General features: G+C 47.4%; 22 protein-coding genes and 1 pseudogene. 7 read left to right on the forward strand and 16 right to left on the reverse strand.

All coding sequences use genetic code 11. From position 1 onward, the window contains the following. Nucleotides 1-103: 103 nt before the first annotated feature. Together CEK71_RS09005 and CEK71_RS09010 are read left to right on the forward strand one after the other, a co-directional pair. Nucleotides 104-1,060, forward strand: coding sequence for a COG2958 family protein (locus CEK71_RS09005; RefSeq protein ID WP_088619083.1), 957 nt, complete (start codon nt 104-106; stop codon nt 1,058-1,060). Nucleotides 1,061-1,092: 32 nt separating this feature from the next. After that, nucleotides 1,093-4,281: a type I restriction endonuclease subunit R gene (locus CEK71_RS09010; protein WP_088619084.1), complete on the forward strand. Its 3,189-nt coding sequence runs from the start codon at nt 1,093-1,095 to the stop codon at nt 4,279-4,281. Nucleotides 4,282-4,404: 123 nt separating this feature from the next. Here CEK71_RS09010 and CEK71_RS09015 read toward each other — a convergent pair whose 3' ends face one another. From CEK71_RS09015 to CEK71_RS09035, 5 genes are all read right to left on the reverse strand, one after another. Continuing rightward, complete coding sequence (locus CEK71_RS09015) at nt 4,405-6,369, reverse strand: glycoside hydrolase family 18 protein (protein WP_088619085.1); 1,965 nt, start codon at nt 6,367-6,369, stop codon at nt 4,405-4,407. Nucleotides 6,370-6,497: 128 nt separating this feature from the next. After that, a complete protein-coding gene (locus CEK71_RS09020; protein ID WP_088619086.1) occupies nt 6,498-6,893 on the reverse strand; it encodes a hypothetical protein in 396 nt (131 codons plus the stop codon). Between the two features lie 88 nt (nt 6,894-6,981). Beyond that, nucleotides 6,982-7,263, reverse strand: a complete 282-nt coding sequence (locus CEK71_RS09025; RefSeq protein WP_157679089.1) for a hypothetical protein — start codon at nt 7,261-7,263, stop codon at nt 6,982-6,984. Next, entirely contained in the window at nt 7,232-7,798 is a 567-nt protein-coding gene (locus tag CEK71_RS09030; protein ID WP_088619088.1) for a phage portal protein, read from the reverse strand. Before CEK71_RS09030 ends, CEK71_RS09025 begins: the two co-directional genes overlap by 32 nt. Beyond that, nucleotides 7,795-8,004, reverse strand: coding sequence for a phage head-tail joining protein (locus tag CEK71_RS09035; RefSeq protein ID WP_088619089.1), 210 nt, complete (start codon nt 8,002-8,004; stop codon nt 7,795-7,797). The genes CEK71_RS09030 and CEK71_RS09035 overlap by 4 nt, the downstream gene beginning before the upstream one ends. A gap of 641 nt (nt 8,005-8,645) precedes the next feature. On the opposite strand from CEK71_RS09035, the gene CEK71_RS23570 reads away from it, so the two are divergent. Beyond that, on the forward strand, nt 8,646-8,924 hold the full coding sequence (locus CEK71_RS23570; RefSeq protein ID WP_232463794.1) for a hypothetical protein: 279 nt from the start codon (nt 8,646-8,648) through the stop codon (nt 8,922-8,924). 90 nt (nt 8,925-9,014) lie between these two features. Here CEK71_RS23570 and CEK71_RS09045 read toward each other — a convergent pair whose 3' ends face one another. The 5 genes and pseudogenes from CEK71_RS09045 to CEK71_RS09065 all read right to left on the reverse strand — a co-directional run bounded on the left by CEK71_RS09045 (nt 9,015) and on the right by CEK71_RS09065 (nt 13,499). Then, nucleotides 9,015-9,911 (reverse strand): antA/AntB antirepressor family protein, encoded by an 897-nt coding sequence (locus tag CEK71_RS09045; protein WP_157679092.1) that lies wholly within the window; start codon nt 9,909-9,911, stop codon nt 9,015-9,017. Between the two features lie 466 nt (nt 9,912-10,377). Next, nucleotides 10,378-11,286, reverse strand: a complete 909-nt coding sequence (locus CEK71_RS09050; protein ID WP_088619092.1) for an HNH endonuclease signature motif containing protein — start codon at nt 11,284-11,286, stop codon at nt 10,378-10,380. A 263-nt stretch (nt 11,287-11,549) separates the two neighbouring features. Further along, complete coding sequence (locus CEK71_RS09055; protein WP_088619093.1) at nt 11,550-12,290, reverse strand: hypothetical protein; 741 nt, start codon at nt 12,288-12,290, stop codon at nt 11,550-11,552. 215 nt (nt 12,291-12,505) lie between these two features. Beyond that, on the reverse strand, nt 12,506-12,754 hold the full coding sequence (locus CEK71_RS09060) for a Mor transcription activator family protein (protein ID WP_157679095.1): 249 nt from the start codon (nt 12,752-12,754) through the stop codon (nt 12,506-12,508). Further along, a pseudogene (locus tag CEK71_RS09065) lies at nt 12,751-13,499 on the reverse strand (terminase gpA endonuclease subunit). The gene CEK71_RS09060 and the pseudogene CEK71_RS09065 overlap by 4 nt, the downstream one beginning before the upstream one ends. Nucleotides 13,500-13,630: 131 nt before the next feature. Between CEK71_RS09065 and CEK71_RS09070 the strand changes: the two are divergent. From CEK71_RS09070 to CEK71_RS09080, 3 genes are read left to right on the forward strand one after another with little or no spacing between them, the layout of a single operon-like run. Beyond that, nucleotides 13,631-14,323 (forward strand): XRE family transcriptional regulator, encoded by a 693-nt coding sequence (locus CEK71_RS09070; RefSeq protein WP_088619095.1) that lies wholly within the window; start codon nt 13,631-13,633, stop codon nt 14,321-14,323. Between the two features lie 18 nt (nt 14,324-14,341). Then, the gene (locus CEK71_RS09075; protein WP_088619096.1) at nt 14,342-14,815 is read left to right on the forward strand and encodes a DUF2846 domain-containing protein; all 474 of its coding nucleotides are present in this window, start codon (nt 14,342-14,344) and stop codon (nt 14,813-14,815) included. Further along, nucleotides 14,812-15,156, forward strand: a complete 345-nt coding sequence (locus CEK71_RS09080; RefSeq protein ID WP_088619097.1) for a hypothetical protein — start codon at nt 14,812-14,814, stop codon at nt 15,154-15,156. Before CEK71_RS09075 ends, CEK71_RS09080 begins: the two co-directional genes overlap by 4 nt. Nucleotides 15,157-15,504: 348 nt before the next feature. Here CEK71_RS09080 and CEK71_RS22505 read toward each other — a convergent pair whose 3' ends face one another. The 3 genes from CEK71_RS22505 to CEK71_RS22510 form a co-directional block, all read right to left on the reverse strand. Beyond that, nucleotides 15,505-15,651 carry a hypothetical protein gene (locus CEK71_RS22505; RefSeq protein ID WP_157679098.1) on the reverse strand — a complete coding sequence of 49 codons (147 nt, stop codon included), beginning with the start codon at nt 15,649-15,651 and terminating at the stop codon, nt 15,505-15,507. 427 nt (nt 15,652-16,078) lie between these two features. Further along, nucleotides 16,079-16,684: an acyltransferase gene (locus tag CEK71_RS09085; protein WP_088619098.1), complete on the reverse strand. Its 606-nt coding sequence runs from the start codon at nt 16,682-16,684 to the stop codon at nt 16,079-16,081. A gap of 177 nt (nt 16,685-16,861) precedes the next feature. Then, nucleotides 16,862-17,287, reverse strand: coding sequence for a hypothetical protein (locus tag CEK71_RS22510; protein ID WP_157679101.1), 426 nt, complete (start codon nt 17,285-17,287; stop codon nt 16,862-16,864). A gap of 77 nt (nt 17,288-17,364) precedes the next feature. On the opposite strand from CEK71_RS22510, the gene CEK71_RS23910 reads away from it, so the two are divergent. After that, nucleotides 17,365-17,499: a hypothetical protein gene (locus CEK71_RS23910; RefSeq protein ID WP_269766613.1), complete on the forward strand. Its 135-nt coding sequence runs from the start codon at nt 17,365-17,367 to the stop codon at nt 17,497-17,499. A gap of 80 nt (nt 17,500-17,579) precedes the next feature. Here the strand turns inward: CEK71_RS23910 and CEK71_RS09090 are convergent, their stop codons facing one another. The 3 genes from CEK71_RS09090 to CEK71_RS09100 all read right to left on the reverse strand — a co-directional run bounded on the left by CEK71_RS09090 (nt 17,580) and on the right by CEK71_RS09100 (nt 21,562). Continuing rightward, nucleotides 17,580-18,032: a hypothetical protein gene (locus tag CEK71_RS09090; protein WP_088619099.1), complete on the reverse strand. Its 453-nt coding sequence runs from the start codon at nt 18,030-18,032 to the stop codon at nt 17,580-17,582. Between the two features lie 247 nt (nt 18,033-18,279). Beyond that, nucleotides 18,280-19,413 carry a toll/interleukin-1 receptor domain-containing protein gene (locus CEK71_RS09095; RefSeq protein WP_088619100.1) on the reverse strand — a complete coding sequence of 378 codons (1,134 nt, stop codon included), beginning with the start codon at nt 19,411-19,413 and terminating at the stop codon, nt 18,280-18,282. 193 nt (nt 19,414-19,606) lie between these two features. Further along, complete coding sequence (locus tag CEK71_RS09100; RefSeq protein WP_088619101.1) at nt 19,607-21,562, reverse strand: AAA family ATPase; 1,956 nt, start codon at nt 21,560-21,562, stop codon at nt 19,607-19,609. Nucleotides 21,563-21,722: the final 160 nt, after the last annotated feature.

Consider the following 21,722-nt stretch of genomic DNA (forward strand, 5'->3'; position numbering starts at 1 on the left):
TAAGGGTAGGTTATACCGCCATACGCGACACTGTGCTGCCCCGGCTCAATCCGCCTATCGGATTCGGCAGAGATAGTCACCGAAATCATCAAAGGAACATAATATGGCACTGAACTTAGGCAAACGCCTATTTGAGTTTTTACAGGCTAACCCAGATATTAGCTATACAGCCCGTGATATTGCTCAGTCGATATTTGAACAGTTCCCTAACGAATGCGCCGAGAAGAAAGCTGCCAGTACAGCGGATTATATAAAGACTGACGGGGATCTGGTTCAACAGTTGGTTGCTGAAATCAGTGGTTCACGCCCTCGTTGGCAAAAACAACATCCACAACTTAAAACCACCGAAGGCAGACCACGCCGCTATTATTGGACGGAAAAAAATGCCAGCGAAGAGGTTGATTCGGCGGAAGAGATAATTGCCGCTTCGGACAATGCGCTGCTCCAAGTGTCCAGTATAACGGCTAAGCCCGTGTTGAAATTGAGCGAACACGATCTTTATGTGAAGTTAATGGATTATCTTAAGGTAGAGCATACGGTATTTTCTTGCCGCATTGATGAAAAGCGTTCATCCAATACATCGGGCAGTGGCGCTAATGAATGGTTGCATCCAGATATTGTAGGGTTGGAAGACTTGTCTTACGGTTGGCATCGTGAACTCCGTGATTGTGTTAGTGTATTGGCTGAGCGCCGTGCCCGCTTATGGTCCTTTGAAGTTAAGCTATTGATCAATCGGTCTAATGTCCGTAAGAGCTATTTTCAAACCGTATCGAATTCTTCATGGGCCCATTTAGGTTATCTGGTTGCCAGCACTGTAGAAGGTGACGGGACTATGAAAGAACTACGGATGTTAGCCGCCACTCATGGAATAGGTGTTATTCAGCTCGATAGCGAAAATCCGACAGAGAGCCAAATATTGATTCCTGCCCGCGAACGTCCTGATATTGATTGGGATATGTGCAACCGCTTAACCGAAGAGAATTCAGATTTTGTGTCATATATAGAACGGGTAAAGCATTTCCATCAGACGGGTAAGTTAAACGAAAATGATTGGAAATAGTTATCTAGTGCAAATACAAGGGAAGCAAGAGCATGACCGAAGACCAACTGGAACAAGAAACCCTAGGCTGGCTGGCGGATGTCGGTTATAGCGCCGTTTATGGCCCTGATATTGCCGTCGATGGTGTCGCGCCTGAGCGTAGCCATTACGCGCAAGTGGTGTTGGTTGGGCGGTTGCGTAAGGCCATCGGCCAACTGAATCCCTTAGTGCCGATGGCCGCGCGTGAAGACGCGCTGCAACAGGTGTTGAATCTGGACACGCCCGTGTTGTTGGCGGCAAACCGCCATTTCCACCGTTTGTTGGTTAATGGCGTACCCGTTGAATATCAACAAGCGGGCGAAACGCGCGGTGATTTTGTCCGGCTGGTGGATTTTGCCGATGTCGCCGCCAATGACTGGCTGGCGGTTAACCAGTTTGCCATCAAGGGGGCGAAGTATTCCCGCCGTCCTGACATTATCCTGTTTATTAACGGCTTGCCGCTGGTGTTGCTGGAGTTGAAGAATCCGGCGGATGCCAACGCCGATATTTGGCAAGCCTTTAGGCAGCTGCAAACTTATAAGGAGCAAATCCCCGATGTGTTCCAGTACAACGAGGTGCTGGTGATTTCGGACGGCACGGAAGCGCGGCTGGGCTCGCTGTCGGCGGATAGCGAGCGCTTTATGGCATGGCGCACCATCGACGGCGCGGCACTTGACCCGCTGGGGCAGTTTAACGGCCTGGAAACGCTGGTGCGCGGGGTTTTAGCGCCGACTTACTTATTGGATTTCCTGCGCTTCTTTGTCCTGTTTGAAGATGACGGCACCTTGGTTAAGAAAATCGCCGGGTATCATCAGTTCCATGCGGTGCGCACGGCGATTGTGCAAGTGGTTACGGCCTCGCGCCCTGGCGGTTCGCACAAGGGTGGCGTGGTCTGGCATACCCAAGGTTCCGGCAAGAGCATCACCATGACCTGCTTCGCCGCCCGCGTGATGCGCGAACCGGCGATGGCAAACCCGACCATTGTCGTCATCACCGACCGCAACGATTTGGACGGGCAGTTGTTCGGGGTATTTTCCTTGGCGCAGGATTTATTGCGCGAACAGCCCGTACAGGTGGAGAGCCGCCAAGACTTACGGCGCGTGTTAGCCAATCGGCCTTCCGGCGGCATTGTCTTTGCCACTATCCAAAAATTCATGCCGGGTGAAGATGAAGATAGTTTTCCGGTGCTGTCTGACCGCCAAAATATTGTCGTGATTGCCGATGAGGCGCACCGCAGCCAATACGGCTTTGCCGCGAAAATCAAAACCACCCGTGCGGTAGCGGGGGTTAAGCTGTCAGATGCTTTGGCTGTATCGGCTTACCCCCTCTTGGGTGCAAACGCGGCGCAAACCCCATCGGCAGCGATGACCGCCGAACCGCGTCTGGTGTATCAAGTCGGCTACGCCCAACATTTGCGTGATGCCCTGCCTAATGCCACGTTTGTCGCCTTTACGGGTACGCCAGTATCCGCCGAAGACCGCGACACCCGCGCCGTGTTCGGCGACTACATCGACGTTTACGATATGCAGCAAGCCCGTGAGGATGGCGCGACGGTGGCGATTTATTTTGAATCGCGGCTGGCAAAACTGGGGCTAAAACCAGAGGCCTTGGCAGACATGGACGCGGAAGTCGATGAGCTGGCCGAAGATGAGGAAGACGACCAACAAGCCCGCCTGAAAAGCCGCTGGACAGCCCTTGAGCAAGTGGTTGGGGCGCAGCCGCGCATCCGGCAAGTCGCCGCCGATTTGGTGGCCCATTTTGAGGAGCGCGGCCAGGCGCAATCGGGTAAGGCCATGATAGTGGCGATGAGCCGGGAAGTGTGTGTGCATCTGTACAACGCGATTATCGACCTTCGCCCCGCTTGGCATGACGACGACCCCGAAAAAGGGGTCATTAAAATCATTATGACTGGTTCGGCCAGCGACAAGCCTTTGTTGCGCCCGCATATCTACGCTAAACAAACCAAAAAGCGGCTGGAGAAACGCTTTAAAAATCCAGATGACCCGCTGCGGTTGGTGATTGTCCGCGATATGTGGCTGACCGGCTTTGACGCGCCCTGTGTGCATACGATGTATGTAGACAAGCCGATGCAAGGCCATAACCTGATGCAGGCCATCGCCCGTGTTAACCGCGTGTTCCGCGATAAGCAAGGCGGCTTGGTGGTCGATTACATCGGTATTGCCAACAGCCTGAAAGCCGCCTTAAAAGAATACACCGCCAGTAAGGGCCGTGGCCGCCCCACCGTCGATGCCCAGGAAGCCTACGCGGTGTTGGAAGAAAAGCTGGGTATTCTTCGCACCCTGCTGCATGGCTTCGATTACGGCGATTTTTTGACCGGAGGTCATGGCATATTGGCGAAAACCGCCAACCATGTACTGGGTATCAAAGAAGGCAAAAAACGTTTCTGCGACACCGCGCTGGCTTTATCCAAAGCCTTCAGCTTGTGCTGCACATTGGACGAAGCCAAGGCCGTGCGCGAAGAAGTCGCCTTTTTCCAGGCCGTTAAGGTGTTGCTGACCAAGAAGGACAGTACCCACAAAAAGAAAACCAACGAAGAGCGCGAACTGGCGATACGGCAGATCATCGGCTCGGCGGTCGTGTCCGAAGAGGTGGTGGACATTTTTGATGCCGTGGGGCTGGACAAGCCCAATATCGGCATCCTTGACCAAGCCTTTCTGGATGATGTCCGCAACCTACCCGAACGCAACCTGGCTGTGGAATTGCTGGAGCGGTTGCTGGAAGGGGAAATAAAAGCCCGTTTCGCGACTAATATTGTCCAGCAGCATAAGTTCTCAGAACTGCTCACCGACAGCATCAAACGCTACCAGAACCGTTCCATCGAAACCGCGCAGGTGATGGAAGAGCTGATCCAGATGGCGAAAAAGTTCAAGGCAACGGCGGAGCGCGGCGCGAACCTAGGCCTAAACCATGACGAGTTGGCTTTTTACGACGCTTTGGCGAACAATGAGGAATCGGTACGCGAGTTGGGCGACGAGACGCTGAAAAAAATCGCCCACGAACTGGCGGAAAATTTACGCAAAAATATCAGCGTCGATTGGTCGGTGCGCGAAAGCGTCCGAGCCAGCTTAAGGCTGATGGTCAAGCGTATCTTACGCAAATACAAATACCCGCCCGGCAAACAGGAAGAGGCCGTGCAACTGGTGTTGGAACAGGCCGAAAGTTTGAGCGCCGAATGGGCTTAGGCCGGAGTGGCTTGTTCATTGCCAAACAGACCGCGCCCAGCAAATGGGTGCTTTACCGCAAAGGATGCAAGACCGGATAGGCCCCGACTTGCACCCTTGTGTCCGCTAATCTGGTTATTCCCGTTACTGGCACACCCCATCAGTCCCATGCACACAGCCCGGCACGGTAAGTTTCACCGTCGCGCTGCGGTTATCGGCGGATTTTGCATAAAACGTGTACACACCACCATTGTCAGGAAACTCATAATTTGCCGCGAAGATCGGGAAGTTATTGCCGTTTGTCCAGGTATGGCTTAAAGGCAGTATGCGCCCATCCGGCCAGAGGATAGACATAGAGACCACATTCGGATCTTGGGCAGTTACCTCCACCCACCATGTACCGAGCCTAGAGACGGAGAAATTGGGTAGCCAAGGCGTGTTGGAGATGGTGACTTTGGCGGTAGCTTTTTTAGTGGCATCCGCTTGGCTGGTTGCTGTCACCGTACAGATTTGTTCGGTGCTGGGTGCAGTGTAAACACCGTTGCTGGCGATAGTGCCGCAATTGGGCTCAACTATCGCCCACGTCACCGCTTTGTTAGTAGCGCCCGTCACTAACGGCGTGAAATTAATTTTGGCGCTGGTTTTCAGCCAAGTATTGCCCTGCATCACGGAAATCCCCACCGTTTGTTTTATGCCCGGTGTCAGGAAGCCATGGCCTACTGCATCCAACAGGAAATTGGGTTGGCTGTGGGTGGTGACGAAACCTTGGTTAATTGTCCAAATCATCAGGCCGCCATAACCGTTGTCGCGGGAAAACTTGCCTTTTGCCAAAATGGATTGCTCGTCTTCAAATGTAACATAGCGGCAGCCATGGCGTTCGGCTTTGGGCAGGGAGAGATAAGGCTGTAAAGCCACGCTATCCCAATGCCGATACCCTGGGACATATTCGCCACCCGCGCCAAACAATTCTGACAACATATAATCATTGTCGCCGCCCTCAATCGTCACCCCATTTTCGGTGCTTTGGTTAGGGCCGGTAATGCCGCCAGTATAACAAGTGGCATAAAAACTGATACCCATCGCCAGCTTGCTTTTTGGCACACCTGCCGCCGCAAAGCGGTTGAACGAATCGTCAATGGACACGGGCGTAGTCGCTTTAGCACCCTTAAGCGGCGAATTATACCAAGACGACCAACCCGAACCCACCCAAGACGTGGCCGGATAGTAAGACATCAGCGTCAAGCGGTTAAGCTGTTTGGCAATCAGCGGAACATGCGGGTCGACCGTATCGGTGTTCAGGTTTAGCGGCCCCATCGGTACGGTTAAAATGGCTTGAGGAGCGGCTTGCCGCAATTCTTCGACAAACGTTTGGAACAAATCCCAATCAATGGTGTTTTCCCAATCCAAATCCAGCCCGTCATAACCATAAGCCGTCATAACGGCCAACAAATTGGCGATAAATGCCGCGCGGTGGTTGGCGACCGCATCATGTATGTTCGGGCTATTGTCATCACCGCCCAACATCAGAATGGCTTTTTTACCCGCCGCATGAGCGCGGGCGGCAATGTCCTTAGCCAAAATCGGCCCATTCGTGCTATCCCAGTCGAAACTGGTGTCTAGCGTCCCATCGGTATTGGCCTTAACCCGTCCCATGATAATGTGGGTCAAGCCGTTCCAAGCAATCTTATCGGGCGGATACAAGTCACGCTGATAAGCAACATAGTAACCCATCACCCATTGGCTTGAGACCGTAGGCTTAATGAAGACATTAACCGTGTCTGAGGCAGTCGCGCCCAGGTTGTCCTTTACGGCCAGTTGAAAACTCAATGGGGTTTGCACAGGCACCATCGGCGCGGTGAAACTGGCTTGGGCTTGATTAGCACCCGCCAGCGTCACCGCCGGGCCTGCGGTTTGGCTCCACTGATAAGTGACGACAAAGCCATCGGTGTCTTTGCCTTGGCCTTGTAGCTTCACTGCCGCAGTTTCATTAACGGTGACATTAGGGCCTGCATTGGCGGTCGGTGGTTGGTTAGCGGCATAGGCGGGCGGCAAATAATGGAAAAGGCTGAGAGCAACCCCGCAGAAGGCCGTCTTGCGTAACAATTTCATGATTCTGATCCTCTACAGTTAAAAATGGCAATAACAACGTAGTAACAACCTTCTCCATGCAGCTCTACCCGCCAAGCGGCGAGCGGCAAGGTTAACTGAATTGCTGGGAGCAAAGATAACAAATAATTTTATTCATGTATGGTAAATATTACCCTCATTTCGGGGAATTTTGGATCACAACTAAGCAACAGGCGTAACCCAATTAATCCATTGCGCCACCGAGCGCTTAGAAAACTTATTGAGGGGGGGAAGAGGAAGTGGCAAACCACTTCGGCCATCACGCCGTCGGTGCTGACAGAATCGGTGCAGACCATCAACAAATAGTGCTGGTCTTCCTCCAAGGTAAAAACATAATTGTCGTCGACCGCCTTGGCGCAGACCTGCGCGATATAGCAACCGGGCAGTTGCGTCAACACGTCGTTAAACTCCTGCACGACCGATAAACTGTCAACCACCTTAAATGCCGTAACCTGTTCCCTCACCCGCGCGGCAATCAGCGGCAAATCGTCATATAAACCATTCATACCTGAAATTTTTCTTTAAACCGCCGCAAAAGCTCGGCGTTGGCCTCGGCGGCGACTTGGCTGGCGACCGCCTCGGCAGCGACCAACTTTACCGCTTGCTGGGTAAAACGGGCAGGGATTTCGCGCCGTCACGCTTAAAAACACTGACCATGCCGTTTTTCATTTTAGCGACGAACGCGCCTTCAAAAAAATACTGGCCAGCCCACGCGCCGCCCTCACCTTGCGATAAACGGCCAACGTGCCGCGCCATCACATCGTTATAGCCGTCCCAAATCGATCCCGTTTCAATACTGCCGCCGCTGTAGCCGCCCAACAACCTGGTACGGACACGGTATTGCTTAAACACCTTCGTACAGGTAATAGGCGACACGCTTACCCAACGGGTTATATTCGATACCGCGCTGGATATAATTGCCGTTCGCCAACACGCCGTCGTTGTACTCGTACAGGTAATCCGGCTCCAGCACCTGCAACTGGAAAGGCACCGCCAAACCGTCGGACACATAACGCGGGCGCAAACGGATAAGGCACTCGCCGGACTCGGCCACACCGCGCATCACCGCTTGCTGGATGCCGTAAAAATTGGTCAGCCCTTGCGAGTCGCATTGGGTGCTTTCCGCCCATTGTTTCCACAAAGCCCTGGCTTGCTTAGTGGCACGGGCATTTTTGGCCGTCCAGGTCGCACGGATACCGTAACCTATCGTATTGTTAACAATGACCGTCAAGCCTTTATTGGCCCAGTGGTTATTACGCGCCAAATCGCGGGCGCGGTTACGGATAAGCTGCGGGTAAGTAATCGCCGAATTGGCATCCGTTGACGGCGTGTACCAACCGCTGGTACGGCTGGTTTGGCTGGCGGCATCGTAACGGCGGGTCTTAAAATCAATCACCTGTGCCTTTTTCATAAGCCCTTACCCACTTTCAAAACAATAAAACGCCCACGGGTGCTGCGCGGCGAGGCCATACCCAGCTCCGCCCGCATAATGTCGCGTATCCGCAGCATATCAGCCACAGACTGATACGTTACCCGCCTATCGGCGTATTGCACCATCAACACGCCTTGCGACAGCGCGTCTTCCAGTGCGTTAAGTTGGTCGGTTGTGTATGCCATGGGCAATAGGATGGCATGGGCGTTTGGACAAAATAAGGCAAAATTTGGGCGGGGTTAAAAAATAATCGCGGTAGGTTTGGGTGGTAACGGGGCATAAAAAACCCGCCTTTAGCGGTTTTTTTATGCCCCGCCGGAGCGTGGGAACGATAGTGAAAAGTGGCTGGTTTAGTCTTGATAACGGGCTTTATTAAGAGTAAAGTTCAAATATAAACAACTCCTCATCTCCAAAAGCTTCCTTCAACTGTTCGCTGTACCACCCACTGTTGTTTTTATTTATTAAGGAGCAAAAATGTCAACACCACCGCCACTACCACCGCCACCGATAACAACTTGGTTTGACTTTCTAAAATGGTTATTTAGTACACCTAGAGCTTTATTTATGCTATTGATAGCATTAATTTTTCTTTTAATCCTCCTTTTTGGCTCACTTAGATTAATAGGATTTCGTTCAGATCAATTAATTGACGTAGTAGTCCAGTCAGATGCTGGAAAAGCGTTATCCGAAAAGGTGGCAGACGTTTTGGCAACTTCATATAAAGATGCACTGAAAGGAAAGCAAGGAGACCCCGGCCCTCAGGGTAAACAAGGAGACAAGGGAGACACTGGCACTCCGGGTCAACAAGGAAACCCTGGCACTCCGGGTGAAAAAGGAGACCCTGGCGTTCCGGGTAAACAAGGAGACCCTGGCGCTCCGGGTAAACAAGGAGACCCTGGCGCTCCGGGTAAACAAGGAGACCCTGGCGCTCCGGGTAAACAAGGAGACCCTGGCCCTCAGGGTCAACAAGGAGACCCTGGCACTCCGGGTCAACAAGGAAACCCTGGCACTCCGGCTCAACAAGGAAACCCTGGCACTCCGGCTCAACAAGGAAACCCTGGCACTCCGGCTCAACAAGGAGACAAAGGCTAGTAAGGTGCAATAGGCTCAGCCGTATTGCACTGCCGTTAACTTACCTCCCTTCGGCGCATTACGCCTAACACCTAATGCGCCCTACCCCACTGTTAATGCCTTATCACCCCCGCAACGCCATCAGCCTGAACATCCGCTGCGAGGCGGCTTTTAAGAGATCGGGCAACAACGCCTCCGGCAGCAAATAATTGATGAAGTTAACCACGGTGTCGGCGTTTTTGATGGACACCAAGCACATGGTGTCGGGCAAGGTTTCGGAGCGTTCGACTTGGCCGTTGTGGGTAACGTAGAGCAGCACCCGTGAATAGCCGGTCGGGCTGGGGGTGGGCGGCACGGGCTGGCCGCCATAGACGCTGGGGTCAGGCTCGGCGGGGATTAGTAGGGTTTGGTAATCGGGGTGCGGCATCCCGTAGGTGGTGTCCAGGCCATGCAGGGCGCGGGTCAGGCTTAACACATCGGCAAACGGGGCGCTGAGCGGGTGGAACAGGCGGCTTAGGCGTTCTAGGCTGTGGTTGATGGCGGCGGCCTGATCCGGCGGCAACAGGGGGTCGGCCTTGGGCAGCGCCCTGGCGATTTCAGCGCGGATCAGCCCGGCCAAGCCGCTAAGGTCGGGGGGCGTTGGTTGGGCAAGCTGTTGTTGCCATAGCTTGGCCTCGCAGTCGATAAAGTAACGGCGGATTTGCCGCCCCTTCTCGTTGCGCTCGACCATGCCAAGTTCCTTTGCCATATCGAGTGTCAAATGATAGTCTAATTTGTCTTGTCCGTAAGTCTTTGATTCTTGCGCTATATTTTTTTGTATAGCAATAAAATCAATGTCTTGCAAAAAACCATAAGCGGCTATACGTTTTTTAAACCAAGATTGAAATAATTGCTTTGATCCCAAAAACTTATGCAATGCGCGGGCATCGACAAGCTGGGCAGGCAGTCCGGCTATTTCACCAGAAAAAACAGGTACGAGGGATTCTTGCGCGATAGGCGCAACTTGGGCTTGTTCAGTCATAACAGATTCCTTTTCAATGGATTTGAACCATCGACCAGAAGCTGCCAAGCATCTTGGGCGATGGATGATGTAATGGGTTGGCAGACTGGGAAAAGGAACCAGCAAGCCCGAAGGCTTCCCACTACACCACCCATCATAAAAAAACAGGGGGCATAAAAAAAGCTCGGCACCACGTTGGCACAAAGCTATTGCGCCTCTTCTAGCAGGTCTGCCAAGACCCGTGCCGCCAATGAGGGCGACTGGGTAAAGCATACGCCCAAAATAAATGCCCTGTCAAAAGAATATTGCCTTATCGGCAAATAGACTCACACGGTACGCCGTCATTATCCGATCAAGCCGCCCCATACCGCATTGTGCTAAGGGCCGTTGGGGTGAGGTACGAACCCCAACACTACGGGCTGCGCTCTGCGGAAATTTGGAAGTGCTAGCGAGTAAAGTTTCCGTAGCAGTGCCTTGTTAAGTTTTTCTATAGTGATTTTAATAGGAACTTTAATCGATCATCCAGTTTTTTAATTATTCTAAAATTTGGGTCATTCAAAGCCTCTTCTAGGCTAAAATTTCCAGATACATGATTTTCGTTTAATCGTATTTTATTAAGTTTTTCACTAATATATGAATCTTCATCATCTAATAGTAAGTTTAACGCTGAATTAAAGTTTTCTATTTCTATTGAATAATCTTTTCCAAGCGCATTTTTAACTCTTAGGTCAGAGTAACAGCCTGATAAGACTATAACTTTCTTGTCAATACCAGTGGAATATTCGTCTTCAATTTTTGCCAATATGTAATAGCATTTCGCCTCCATTTCTGACCAAGTCAAATCATTATAGCTTTCTACTAATTTATCTACGCAAGCCACAACTTCCTCACTAACCCCTCCCAAAGCAAGGATGTTATGACTTGCATTCACTAAAATATTAGCAACGCTTTCATATGCATTTTGACCATATATCAACGCGCTCATTGGATTATTCTCAAATTCAAAGAAGTATTTTTTCGCTTCATTGATATTTATATACAGGTTAAACAATTGCCAACTGTTAGCTTTCCGTTTTTGACATAATGTTCTTATTCTATTCTCTGCTTCGCGCTTCCAACCATGAAGCAATTCAACGGAGTAATGCCCATCTGGAGACTTATCGATTTTTCGATGGCAAGTGGGGCATAATAATATATGATTTGAATATCCATTACTTCCTCCTCCTTCTACTCCTCTATTACCTTTTTTTGCCTTCGCAATAATATGAGCCATTTCACCTATATGGTAATTTTTAGACTCTAGAATAAAAGTCAGATCATTGTGGCATTCAGGAGCTGAACAAAAACCTCCAGCTCTAGCCCATAAAATTTTAGAATCTATGTCTGATATTGTCATTGATGGCCGTGATTTATTATCCATAACCAGGGGAAACGGTTGTTTTCTCGTTCCCACACGCTGTGTGGGAATGCGGTTCGCCCGCGTAGGGCCGTTGGAGTGAGGTACGTACCCCAACACAACAGCCCGTAGGTTGGGGTGAGGTACGAACCCCAACACAACAGGGTATGGTGGTCGTGTGTGTTGAAATGTTGGGGTTCGCAAGCTCACCCCAACCTACGGGCTTACCGCGTTGAATGTCGGTGAAATGTTAATTTTAACATTTATGGTTGAAGTTGATTACTTGCCACAATACTTTTAGAGACAATTTGTTGATCGAACTCTTCAATTAATGCCGATATGGCCGTTCGTGCATCTTGAATGAGTTTTGCATCAAGTTTAATTTTTTTTCCAATACTAGTGCAAAAATCAGGAAACGCATCACAAAACTTCTTATCCGCCTTACCGTCATTATGAACCAGCAAATGTCTAATTTCGAAATATGGTAATGCGTTATCAATAGTTGTTGATGAAACATCAAGTTTTAATTTAATGTTTATTTTTTCCAATAGCTTTTTAGTATCTCGTTCATTCAAAAGTTTTCTAAAAACTGATTCTGCAACCATTGAAACAACTTTATCCCAGCCCCCAGCTTGCAAAACCTCATTTGCTTTAAAATTCGTTTGATGCTCTCCAATTAAGCGTTGGGGGTCTAGTCCATTTTTCGCCGCTGCATCAATAATTTCTTGGAAATATTGGGTGGTATCTTCGTATATATTTTTTATAAAGGCTTCACATAAAGTTGCTTTCAAGTGTTCTGCCGCATGTCTTCTACTTGTATGTGAAATTTTTCTTTCCGCAAGTCTTGGATGTTTTTCAATATCAACTTTATCGAAGATATATTCATGATCTTCTGTATTCAACATTCCTTGTTTAATTGAAATCATTATGACATCGGCGAGTTCAATATCTACATCAAGGTGCGCCGCACGCGCAAAGAATCTAACGGATGATTTAGTCTTCATTTCTCTTTTTTTTTATAAATCAAAAAATTACAATTCTGCATAAGAAATACTGGAGGTATAATTTTTTCAAATTATTATCACATGCCATTATTCCTTATCAACTAAGAATAGGTATTTACTAAGAGCTTGCTTTGTCTCAACGCGGTAAGGCAAAACCCTATAGCACCGCCCATTAACCTAAAATTCCGGTAATGGCTAAAAACCCCACCCATCACCTAGTGTTCGATAATACGCCGCACGGTCTTAACTGACAAGCGATAATTACCAGCTAGCTGTTCCGCCGTTACCCCCGCGCCGTACAGTGCTTTAATCTCGCGGTTGCGGGCTTGGTAGTCTTGGCTGGGGATGTAGTGGCGTTCGCCGCCGAATTGTTTGATGAGGGCGTAAACGACTTGGGCGGACAGTGACCTGTCGCCGACCACGCCCGCGACTACGTCTTGCATGTCGTCAATAAGTCCGGTCATAGCAGGTAGGTGCTCCGTTTGGGTTGGGCTTTTTTGGGCTTGGCTTCGGCCAAGGGCTGGCCTGTGGCCTTTTTGGGCGGGATGCCGTATTGTTCGTTCAGGGCATCCCATTTGGCCGCTGTGTACAGGTGCAGGCGCAGTTCTTGGTGGTGGGCGGCGGCGTAGGCATAAACCCAGGTGTCCAGCGGTTCGTTTCTTGCGCCGCGCTTTTTGGTGAAGCGGTTTTGTTTGGGGTCGTAGGTCTCGGACACCAGGCCGCTAAAGTAGTCGGGCGGCAGTTGGTCGGAGAAGTGGACGCGGCGGTTTTCTTGGGGTTTGTCGGCATCGGCGGAGAGGTTGCCGAACAGTTTGTGTTTGATGCCGACCGTGCCGACTTGCTGGGTGGTCACGCCGCGTTTTAGGTTTTGGCCTTTCCAGTTGACATCGACGGCTTTGGGTTTGCCGATGACGGGGGCGTTGTTGGCGGTCGCGCCGAAGATGACCATCGGGCGTTTTATCAGGCGTTTGCGCACATAGTCTTTGACCGCTTCGGTGCGGTGGCCGCCATGTCGATGGCGGTGGCGAGGATGGGCAGCAGGTGGCCGGATTGGTGTTCTATGGGGCGGTTCAGCAGGTCGGTCAAGGCGACCCATACGGCATCATCGGCGGGGTCGCCGGGCAGTTCGATATAGTCCAACACCCAGCAGGCCATGCCTTTGCCCCAGCCGGTGATTTGCACGGCGAGGCGGTTGTCTTGGGTGTCCACGCCAGCGGTAATGGCGCATACGCCGTAAGGGGCTAGTCTTTAGGGGTAGGCTTAAGTTATTCTAATTCGTATAAATTCAAGCATACGAATCCTAATTTTATTAAAAATATCCGTTAGCGTATGATTAAGGAATGAGTAATTTAAAAGACAATATCAATAGAGAGCTTCTGAAAAAGGGATGGACAGTCACTAGGCTGGCCGCTGAATCTGGAGTGCCGCAACCAACAATACAAAGATATTTAAGTGGCGCACACTCTGAACCAAGAAGCTCTACAATAAAAAAAATAGCCAACGGCCTTGGGTTAACAGAAGGCGAATTGAGAGGGCTAACAGACTCCCCAAAGATCCTTTCAAACGCCGAATTTATTGGCGGATTTGAGGAATTGGACAACGCCCTACCTTTGCTAAATGACGAAGTGGAGTTGCCACTTTTCCGAGAAACAGAGCTTGTTGCTGACCAAGGAAAACTTCAAATCGAGGAAAGCCATGGCCGAAAACTGAGATTTTCTAAGTCCACCTTAAAAGACAAAGGCGTATCAATTCAAAATGCGGTTTGTGTCAAAGTGAGCGGCAACAGCATGGGGCCAGTCATACGGGACGGTTGCACAGTCGGCATAGATACTGGCACACAAAACATAAAAGACGGCGATATTTACGCCATCTGCCACAGCGGCATGGTGCGAATAAAACGCCTTTACAAGTTGCCAGCAGGCATTATCCGAATAAACAGCTATAACCCCGACTATACAGACGAATTCTATAACGAAAGCGATGGCCTTACGCATGTTATTGGGCGTGTGTTTTGGTATTCGGTGCTAATTTAGGCCATAAATCACTAACTAATGAAAAATAACCGCATATTTATGACAAACGAAAAACATAAAAAACCCAGCCAGTTATTAGCACTGATCATTCTAGCACTAACAGCAACAACCGGATGCTCAGTATCTGGCCCTGCATTCAAGCCGCTTGACCCCATTCCGGCCAATAAAGGAGTGGTATATATTTACCGAGCCCCTAGTTTTGTTGGCGGCGGCACTTATGGCACTGTCACAGCAAACAGCACACCCATTACTAAAATTAAGAATGGCGGATATTTTCCATACATTGCAAATCCTGGCCCTGTACATTTTGAAGTTAGCACAGAGGCCACAAATGAAGCGGATGTAACCGTAGAATTAGGCAAAGAAAAATATCTAAAAACGACAATTGGAATGGGATTTTTAGTCGGCCATTTAAAATTTTCGGAAGTATCGAGTGAAATTGGAAAAAAAGAAATCAGCGAATGCAATCTACTAGAACCCGTTGAACCATGAAAGGAACCCTACGGCTTGCCATATTGGCCATCTTGACCCAATATCTACTTATAGGATGCGTCTCTCATATTTATAAACCCGGCTCAACTGACAATAAATTGAATCAAATTAAATTGGGGCAAACATACGGCGATATGGTAAAAGCCCTTGGTGAGCCGGATCACAGTTCCACAGAAAACCGCATGACCGAAGAAACCATTATCCTTTTCACGCCCTTATGGAATATTATCGAATGGATTGGGGACTTCAATCCAAGTATGGTACAAATTTATACCTACGATCAACTTGGCACAGTAACTGTTGATAACAATAACCATATTATCCGTATCGAAGCGAAATAGCCCATCCTAATCAATCATTAAACGTCCCCACAAAAAAAATAAGGAAGCGGCAGAAGCAAAGGCATGTGCGTACATCATTGCCTCAAAAATTAAAACCATAGCTCACTAACACAGGCCTTACTGCCCATGAAACCGGATTATATCCGGTTTTTTTGTGCCTGATAAAAAGCTATACCAATTCGCTTGTCTTTTTCTATGCGTTTTCGTATTATTAATGCGAATTCATCAACAAAGTCACTTAGCCGCCTCCTCCTGACCTACCCACGCCCTAGAGCGTGGGATTTTTTAAAAGGCCAACCCCATGAAACATAAAAAACGCAAACGCGAAAGCGTACGCCGCTGGCAACGTTAACACACACCATTTTTATTAATGTCGAAGATGCCCACAAACAGCGCGAACAGCCGCTGCGCCAAGTTTTCGTCAGAGTCAAGGTCGTCAGTATCCAGCCATGCGTGGATCGCTTGGACGGTGGTATCGGTAAAGCGCAAAGGCATAACAGACACCGATGGAACGCTAGCCGAAAAAATGGACGCAAGCGGCCATAGATCACCCGGAATGATGAATATCTATAACATAGAGAAAAAAGAAGTCACCCCAACAAAGGGCTAAAAATGGCAAAAAACCGTGCAGTTGCTAATAGCACGGATTTTTAAAAGACTGGACGCGCGTAACACTTTGAATTATATGGTGGGGCGTCAGGGACTCGAACCCTAGACCTATGGATTAAGAGTCCGAAACTTCAATTATAAGTAACTGTTTTTATTAAAAAAATTAAAATCGGCTTTACGTTGCAATGCCCATTAATCCATATATTTTTATATGTGTTTTACCATAAATTTACCATATGCACGAAACGGAAAAACAAAACCATCGTGTCTTGCAAAATCCAGAAATAAACATGTTAAATGATTTATGTCCAGTTTACGGAAGATGCCTAGTCCAATGAATATCCTTGCGCACAACCCGTGCGGGAGTGCCGGCAATAATACAATTTTCAGGATACTGGCCACGAGTCACCAAAGACGACATGCCGATAACCGAACCGCTACCGACAGTGGCGCCTTTCAGCAACTTTACACCATTGCCAACCCAGACATGATCGCCGATGACAATAGGCTGCGCCGGATTAATGCGCACATTATCGGCATCAAAAATAGCGTGCACATCGCTAGTTGAAGCCGTGATGTCAGAAGAAAACATACAATCGGCACCTATCGTAATAGAACTGGCTTCATGGCTAGACAATCTGACCAAACCTTGAAACGTACAGTCAGGGCCGATGGTTATCGTACTGCCGTTCAGCCTGATGGCGATCTGCAAACAACTGATCATAAAAACATTATCGGCAATAATGATCTTGTTGTTATTGCCTATCACACTGACGGAAAGCCTGCCCTTGACGTTGTCGCCAATATCCACCGTATTGTCGGCGCCACGCAATTCTATGACCGAATCATCACGCAATACAGATTGGCCTTTGTTATAACGGCTTTTGTCATCAATCAACAATTTTTCGCCCGAACCCATACCTTAGCCCCGTCTGTTGAAATAATGCGTAGGATAACCCAAAAGGGCGTTTGCCGCACCATAACATCCAGGCCTCCTTTGAGGTGGTGCGCAAGCCCCACATACACAGTTGCAAAAACTAAGGGCAGCGTAACATCAGCCAAGCAATCAGCAGCCATTCGTGCAAGACTACCCTTTTTATTTGAGTGGCTGAGCCCTCAAAATATTGCCATTTATATCCCTTATTTCCATTTCACCACGAATACTTTCATAGCGTGATGGTATAGATGACCAGAATACAGCCTTACAGGCATTAACATCAGCTGAAGTGACGTTTGCGGAAAACGAACATATCTGATTTGGACTTAAGAAAGTCCCGCAAGTGCCGTTTAACGTTAATGACAATGCACTTGATGCGCTGCCCGTTGATGCTACCGAATATATCCTCTTTGATGTTATTTGGACGAATGAAGTGCCTGCATTAAACAAATAACACACAACGGATGCTTGGGAATTACCGCCAAAACCAACAGCAGATAATAACAGATCAGCTGATGCTGGAGCTGAAGTGAAAAGAAGAGACAAAAACGAAGCGTAACAAATGTTTAATACATTTTTTTTCATAAATTAACCTTTAATTAGGGTGCAAAAATAACGGATGCCCTACACTTCCCCCGCCCTAAAAAGCCTATCATCTAGGGATGGAAAAAAAAGCGGAAATCCACACAGACCACCAGGTCTGCAACCAAAGTTTCGCAACAGCGACAGGCTTGTCGGCGATACTGGACGGTGCGCTCAGCTACCACCAGGGCTATGATAGGCTGGCGAACACCTGAAACTCCATGAATTACGGCACGCTGATCGGCAGTCAGGCGACAGAAAGCCACAAACCCTTTTATGCCAGCCCCCAAAAAACCTAATATTGGCAAAGCGATAACGCCAAAGCCGGATTAAGCAAAAACCGCGCGTCGGCCACCTCATCCACCTGAAGATACCCAGACCTGCCGAAGGCCTCCCTATCCGTCACCCCCTTAACGTCAAACGTAAACGCGTTCAAAAACACCCGCTCACCCTTCGGGTACTCCCGTTCCAAATAACACTTAACCCTGCCCTTCAAACACGCCTTACCGCTGACCGAAACACCCGCATACAAACGCGGGGCAAAAACAAAATGCAGGTCATACCCGGCAAACAGCGTGCTGAAACCTGGGCAATGCCCGGTGTCCGGGCGGCTCTGGAGCGTGACGGTGATGGCGGCTTCTTTCGCCTGTTGGCTGACGTTCTTGGCGAACGCGTCAAACAACAAAGCCAGCGCGTCAAAGTCGTTTGATACTTTCTCGAAATCTTGGGGGTTATTTAAGTCAAGCATGGGGTTCCTTGGGATATTTTATGAATGATTTATCAATAATACCTGCCTTATTATAGATGAAAATAAACTTTATAGATAATATTATCGATAAATAATTTACTAAAGCATTCATGACGCGGATAAAAACCCAGATAACCGCCTGTTTTGAAAGGTTGCTGATTATTTTACAAAAGGGGTAATAGTTTATGGCGGGGCGGGGTTTATATGGTCATTCATGCGAAGCATAGTGAAAAATCGCCTTAGAGAGTTATATTGGACGAACTACTTTTAGCAGCTCATCAACTACTTTTGAAATACCTTTTGATGATGAAACAGCCAAACGATCCGCAAGGGTCGGTGATTTTTGACGAATTTCAGCAGCAGTTATTTCGTGCCAGATAGGCAATAAGACTTTTAGCCCATCTTCTTCACGAGCGACCAAACCGTCAAGTTCTCGCTGAGGCCATTCTTTCTCTAGAAAAGCCTTGCTAACGACAACAATTCCGTATCTTGATCTTGCAAGCCCTTTGTCAATTGATCGCCTTAAACTGTCGCCTAGCGTTAATGTAAATTCGTCAAACCAAACACTCAATCCCACAGCATTTAAAGCATCAGCTAATGGTCGGACAAAAGCTTCCTTATCTTCCGAAGCGTGGGAAACAAATACATCCCAAGATTCTGCTGGTGCTTGATGGTTGCTTTTAGTCGGGATATTCGCTGCGGTCTCCTGTTTGAAAGGTTGATTTACGACTTCAATATTTATGGCCGTTTTGACTTCAGGGATGCCGAGCAAGTCAGAAATGCTATCATGCTTCGTGAGTCGAGAGCGACGGCCTGTAATTTCTTCGGAAATTTCTCGGCGCAATTTAGGGATATTTCCGGCTAGATCTTTTTTCTGATGTGAAATATACGATCTTATTTCAGCAAGCCTAGACTCCAACGCAGCTTTAATTTGCTCTATTGGTTCATCCGCTGGTTGTTTAAATGCTATATATAACAGACCTGACAAACTATCTATCTGTCCACGCGGAGGCGAGAAAGTAAAAGTGTTTGGCTGTAGATGCCATAATTGCGGGTTACCCGTAAACGGTACAGAAATAACAACTTTTATCCCTGGAATTAAAATTTTCTCCCGGGTTCTGAATATATTTCTGTATGGGTTATCAGTTACGTCAATGTCAATTTCCTCTTTAGTCATCTGCTTATTACCTTCATCTAGTTCTAAAGGTATCATCTTCAGTTCCTCTACCAACTCCTCGACGAGTTCTGAATCTGGCTTTGCCCGCAGGATTGGCTCAGAAATAGCTTGCACACGCGTTGCAATAGTTTTTGATTGCGCGTTCAACTCTTCCCATAATTGTGCGCGATTAAATAATGGTGATTGATCTGTGCTTATGTTCATAGATGTTCAGATTTGTAGTTTTTTCTGAATAATAAAGTGTCGGAATAATTAGCGTTCTGTGATTCCATTAGCCTTCATTATTTCCATGCGTTGGTATTTCATATTTTTCTCATTCCATAATGAAATATTCTTTTCATCACGGAATTTTTTCCATGGCAATGATTTCAGTGCAAAGACTGTTGCCGAGACTATTTCAACATTTCAACACATCGTTGATTGCTTTAAACGCCTGTTCGAAGCGGTTTAATGTTTCATCAAGTTCAACGCTATCAACCAAGAACGCTGAGTTGCGTATCAGCCAATCCGACGGATGAAAGTGGTCAAAGTTTTGTACATCTGATGGCATCAAATTAAAGATAACTTCGGCTTTTTTGACAATACGCTCTGTAGATGGAACTGCTGCATTCAACTTTTCAATGCTAAGCCTATTTTCACCAGAAAGCTCATAAGCACTATTAAGCAATTTTACAAACAATTCAGGGTGCAAAAAATCTTCAATATCACTCTCTGATTTGTTTGTAAAATCAGCCGCCGTGAATAATTGACTTGCTTTGAGAATTTGGCTGTTTCTCAATCTCTCAATTTTTCCCTTATCACCAGTCGCCAAATCGCAAAGTACCGCAATATTTATATCGTTACCGCCAAATAAAGAAGCAAACGGAAGAATTTTATCTATTCCGCCTGAAGGACAGATAACCCAATGAGTATCCAAACCTTCACGTTGACGACTTTTTAAAGCTGCCGAAAAGGCTTGTAAATAAAGAATGTCTGACGGCCCCTCTACCAGCAGAGTATTTTTGCCAATAAAAAGTGACTGCGTGATTTCGTAACCAAGCGCACCTTGTAATGGAAATAGAGTATCTTTATCGACAGATAAGACATCAGAGGAAACTTTAGTACCCAGTACAACAGGTTTATTTTTATCATATTTAATGACATCTTCAACAATACGAACATCCACCATGCGTTCGGCTGGAATCATAAATGGTGAATGTGTTGTAAAAATAACTTGGTGCTCAGGAAGCAGCCTTTCTTCAATGTAACGCAACAAATCAGATTGGGCTTTTCCATGCAGAGTTAAACCTGGTTCATCCAATAGGATGATAGCATTACCAGCGGTCTTTTTGAGTTGTTTGAACTGTGACAAAAAAGAGAAAAACCAGATAAATCCAGCACTACGTTCAGAAAGAGGGACGCTTACCCGATGATGGTTGTTATAAATACTGATTTCAACAACAGTCCCCCCATTAAATGGCGGCGGGTCGTCTGGCCTTCCTTCACCAATAACAATGTTTACTTTTAATGCTTCGTTTTGGCTCCAAAACTGAAATATTTCATCAGTTATTTCATTTGATGCCTCCTCACACCGAGCGTTTAGGTCTTGTCGTTTAGTCGCCCCTTTTAAGTCTTCAATAGACGTGCCGGCATATTCCAAAAAATCAAGAAATATTTGATCTGAAATAGTTACCCTATGCTGCTGAATGTCACCAGAAATTTTGTTGATGGAAATTTCACCAGACATCCTATAAAAATGGGATGTATAGAAAAACTTAGGCATCATTGGACTAAGAATATCTATCATTGCCGCGTGAAAATCGGTTTCGCTTAGTCCATTTAACTCGTCAAGTAAGTTTTGCAGATTTTCAGAGAGTTGAGGAAGTGAAGATAGTGCCATTACTGCCTCTTCGGCATTTTTAGCATCTTTCAACTGCTTTTTCTCTAATTCATCTAACGCAAATTTATGAATTAAGTGCTTAAGACACGCTTCGCTATCGCAAGGAATACTCCAATATTGATGGTTACAGCCGATATATTTAGAAATAGTAATCTCATCGTTCTCTAACGCATTTATTCCATAACGTTCAATAATTAGTTCTTTATTTTCTTCGGATAATAACCAAAATGTTTCAATGACTTCTGATTTACCATCAGAATGTCTATCGTCAAAACGATTCAGATGGCGGCGCGGATAATCGCGAGTTTTATCGTAAGCAAAATAACCCATAGGATTTAACCCATACAGGGCTTGAAGAATTGCTGTCTTACCTGCTTCGTTTTTTCCGACTAGGCATGTAAGATCACCGATTTCAAATTCGTTACTATCTTCGATTGATCTGAAATTAGTGATATGTGCTTTGAGAAGTTTCATTTATTAGCGGATAAATAGGTAAGGGTGAATAAACAGTAAATGTTATAAAATGCGAAAAAACACAGAAAATAAAATCAATGGGGTTAGACTCCATTGATTTGGACTAATCTTTCAAACTATTGTATAGCGTTGCACGACAGATATTGAACCGTATTAGTCT

Source organism: Methylovulum psychrotolerans (assembly GCF_002209385.1).
Classification (GTDB): domain Bacteria; phylum Pseudomonadota; class Gammaproteobacteria; order Methylococcales; family Methylomonadaceae; genus Methylovulum; species Methylovulum psychrotolerans.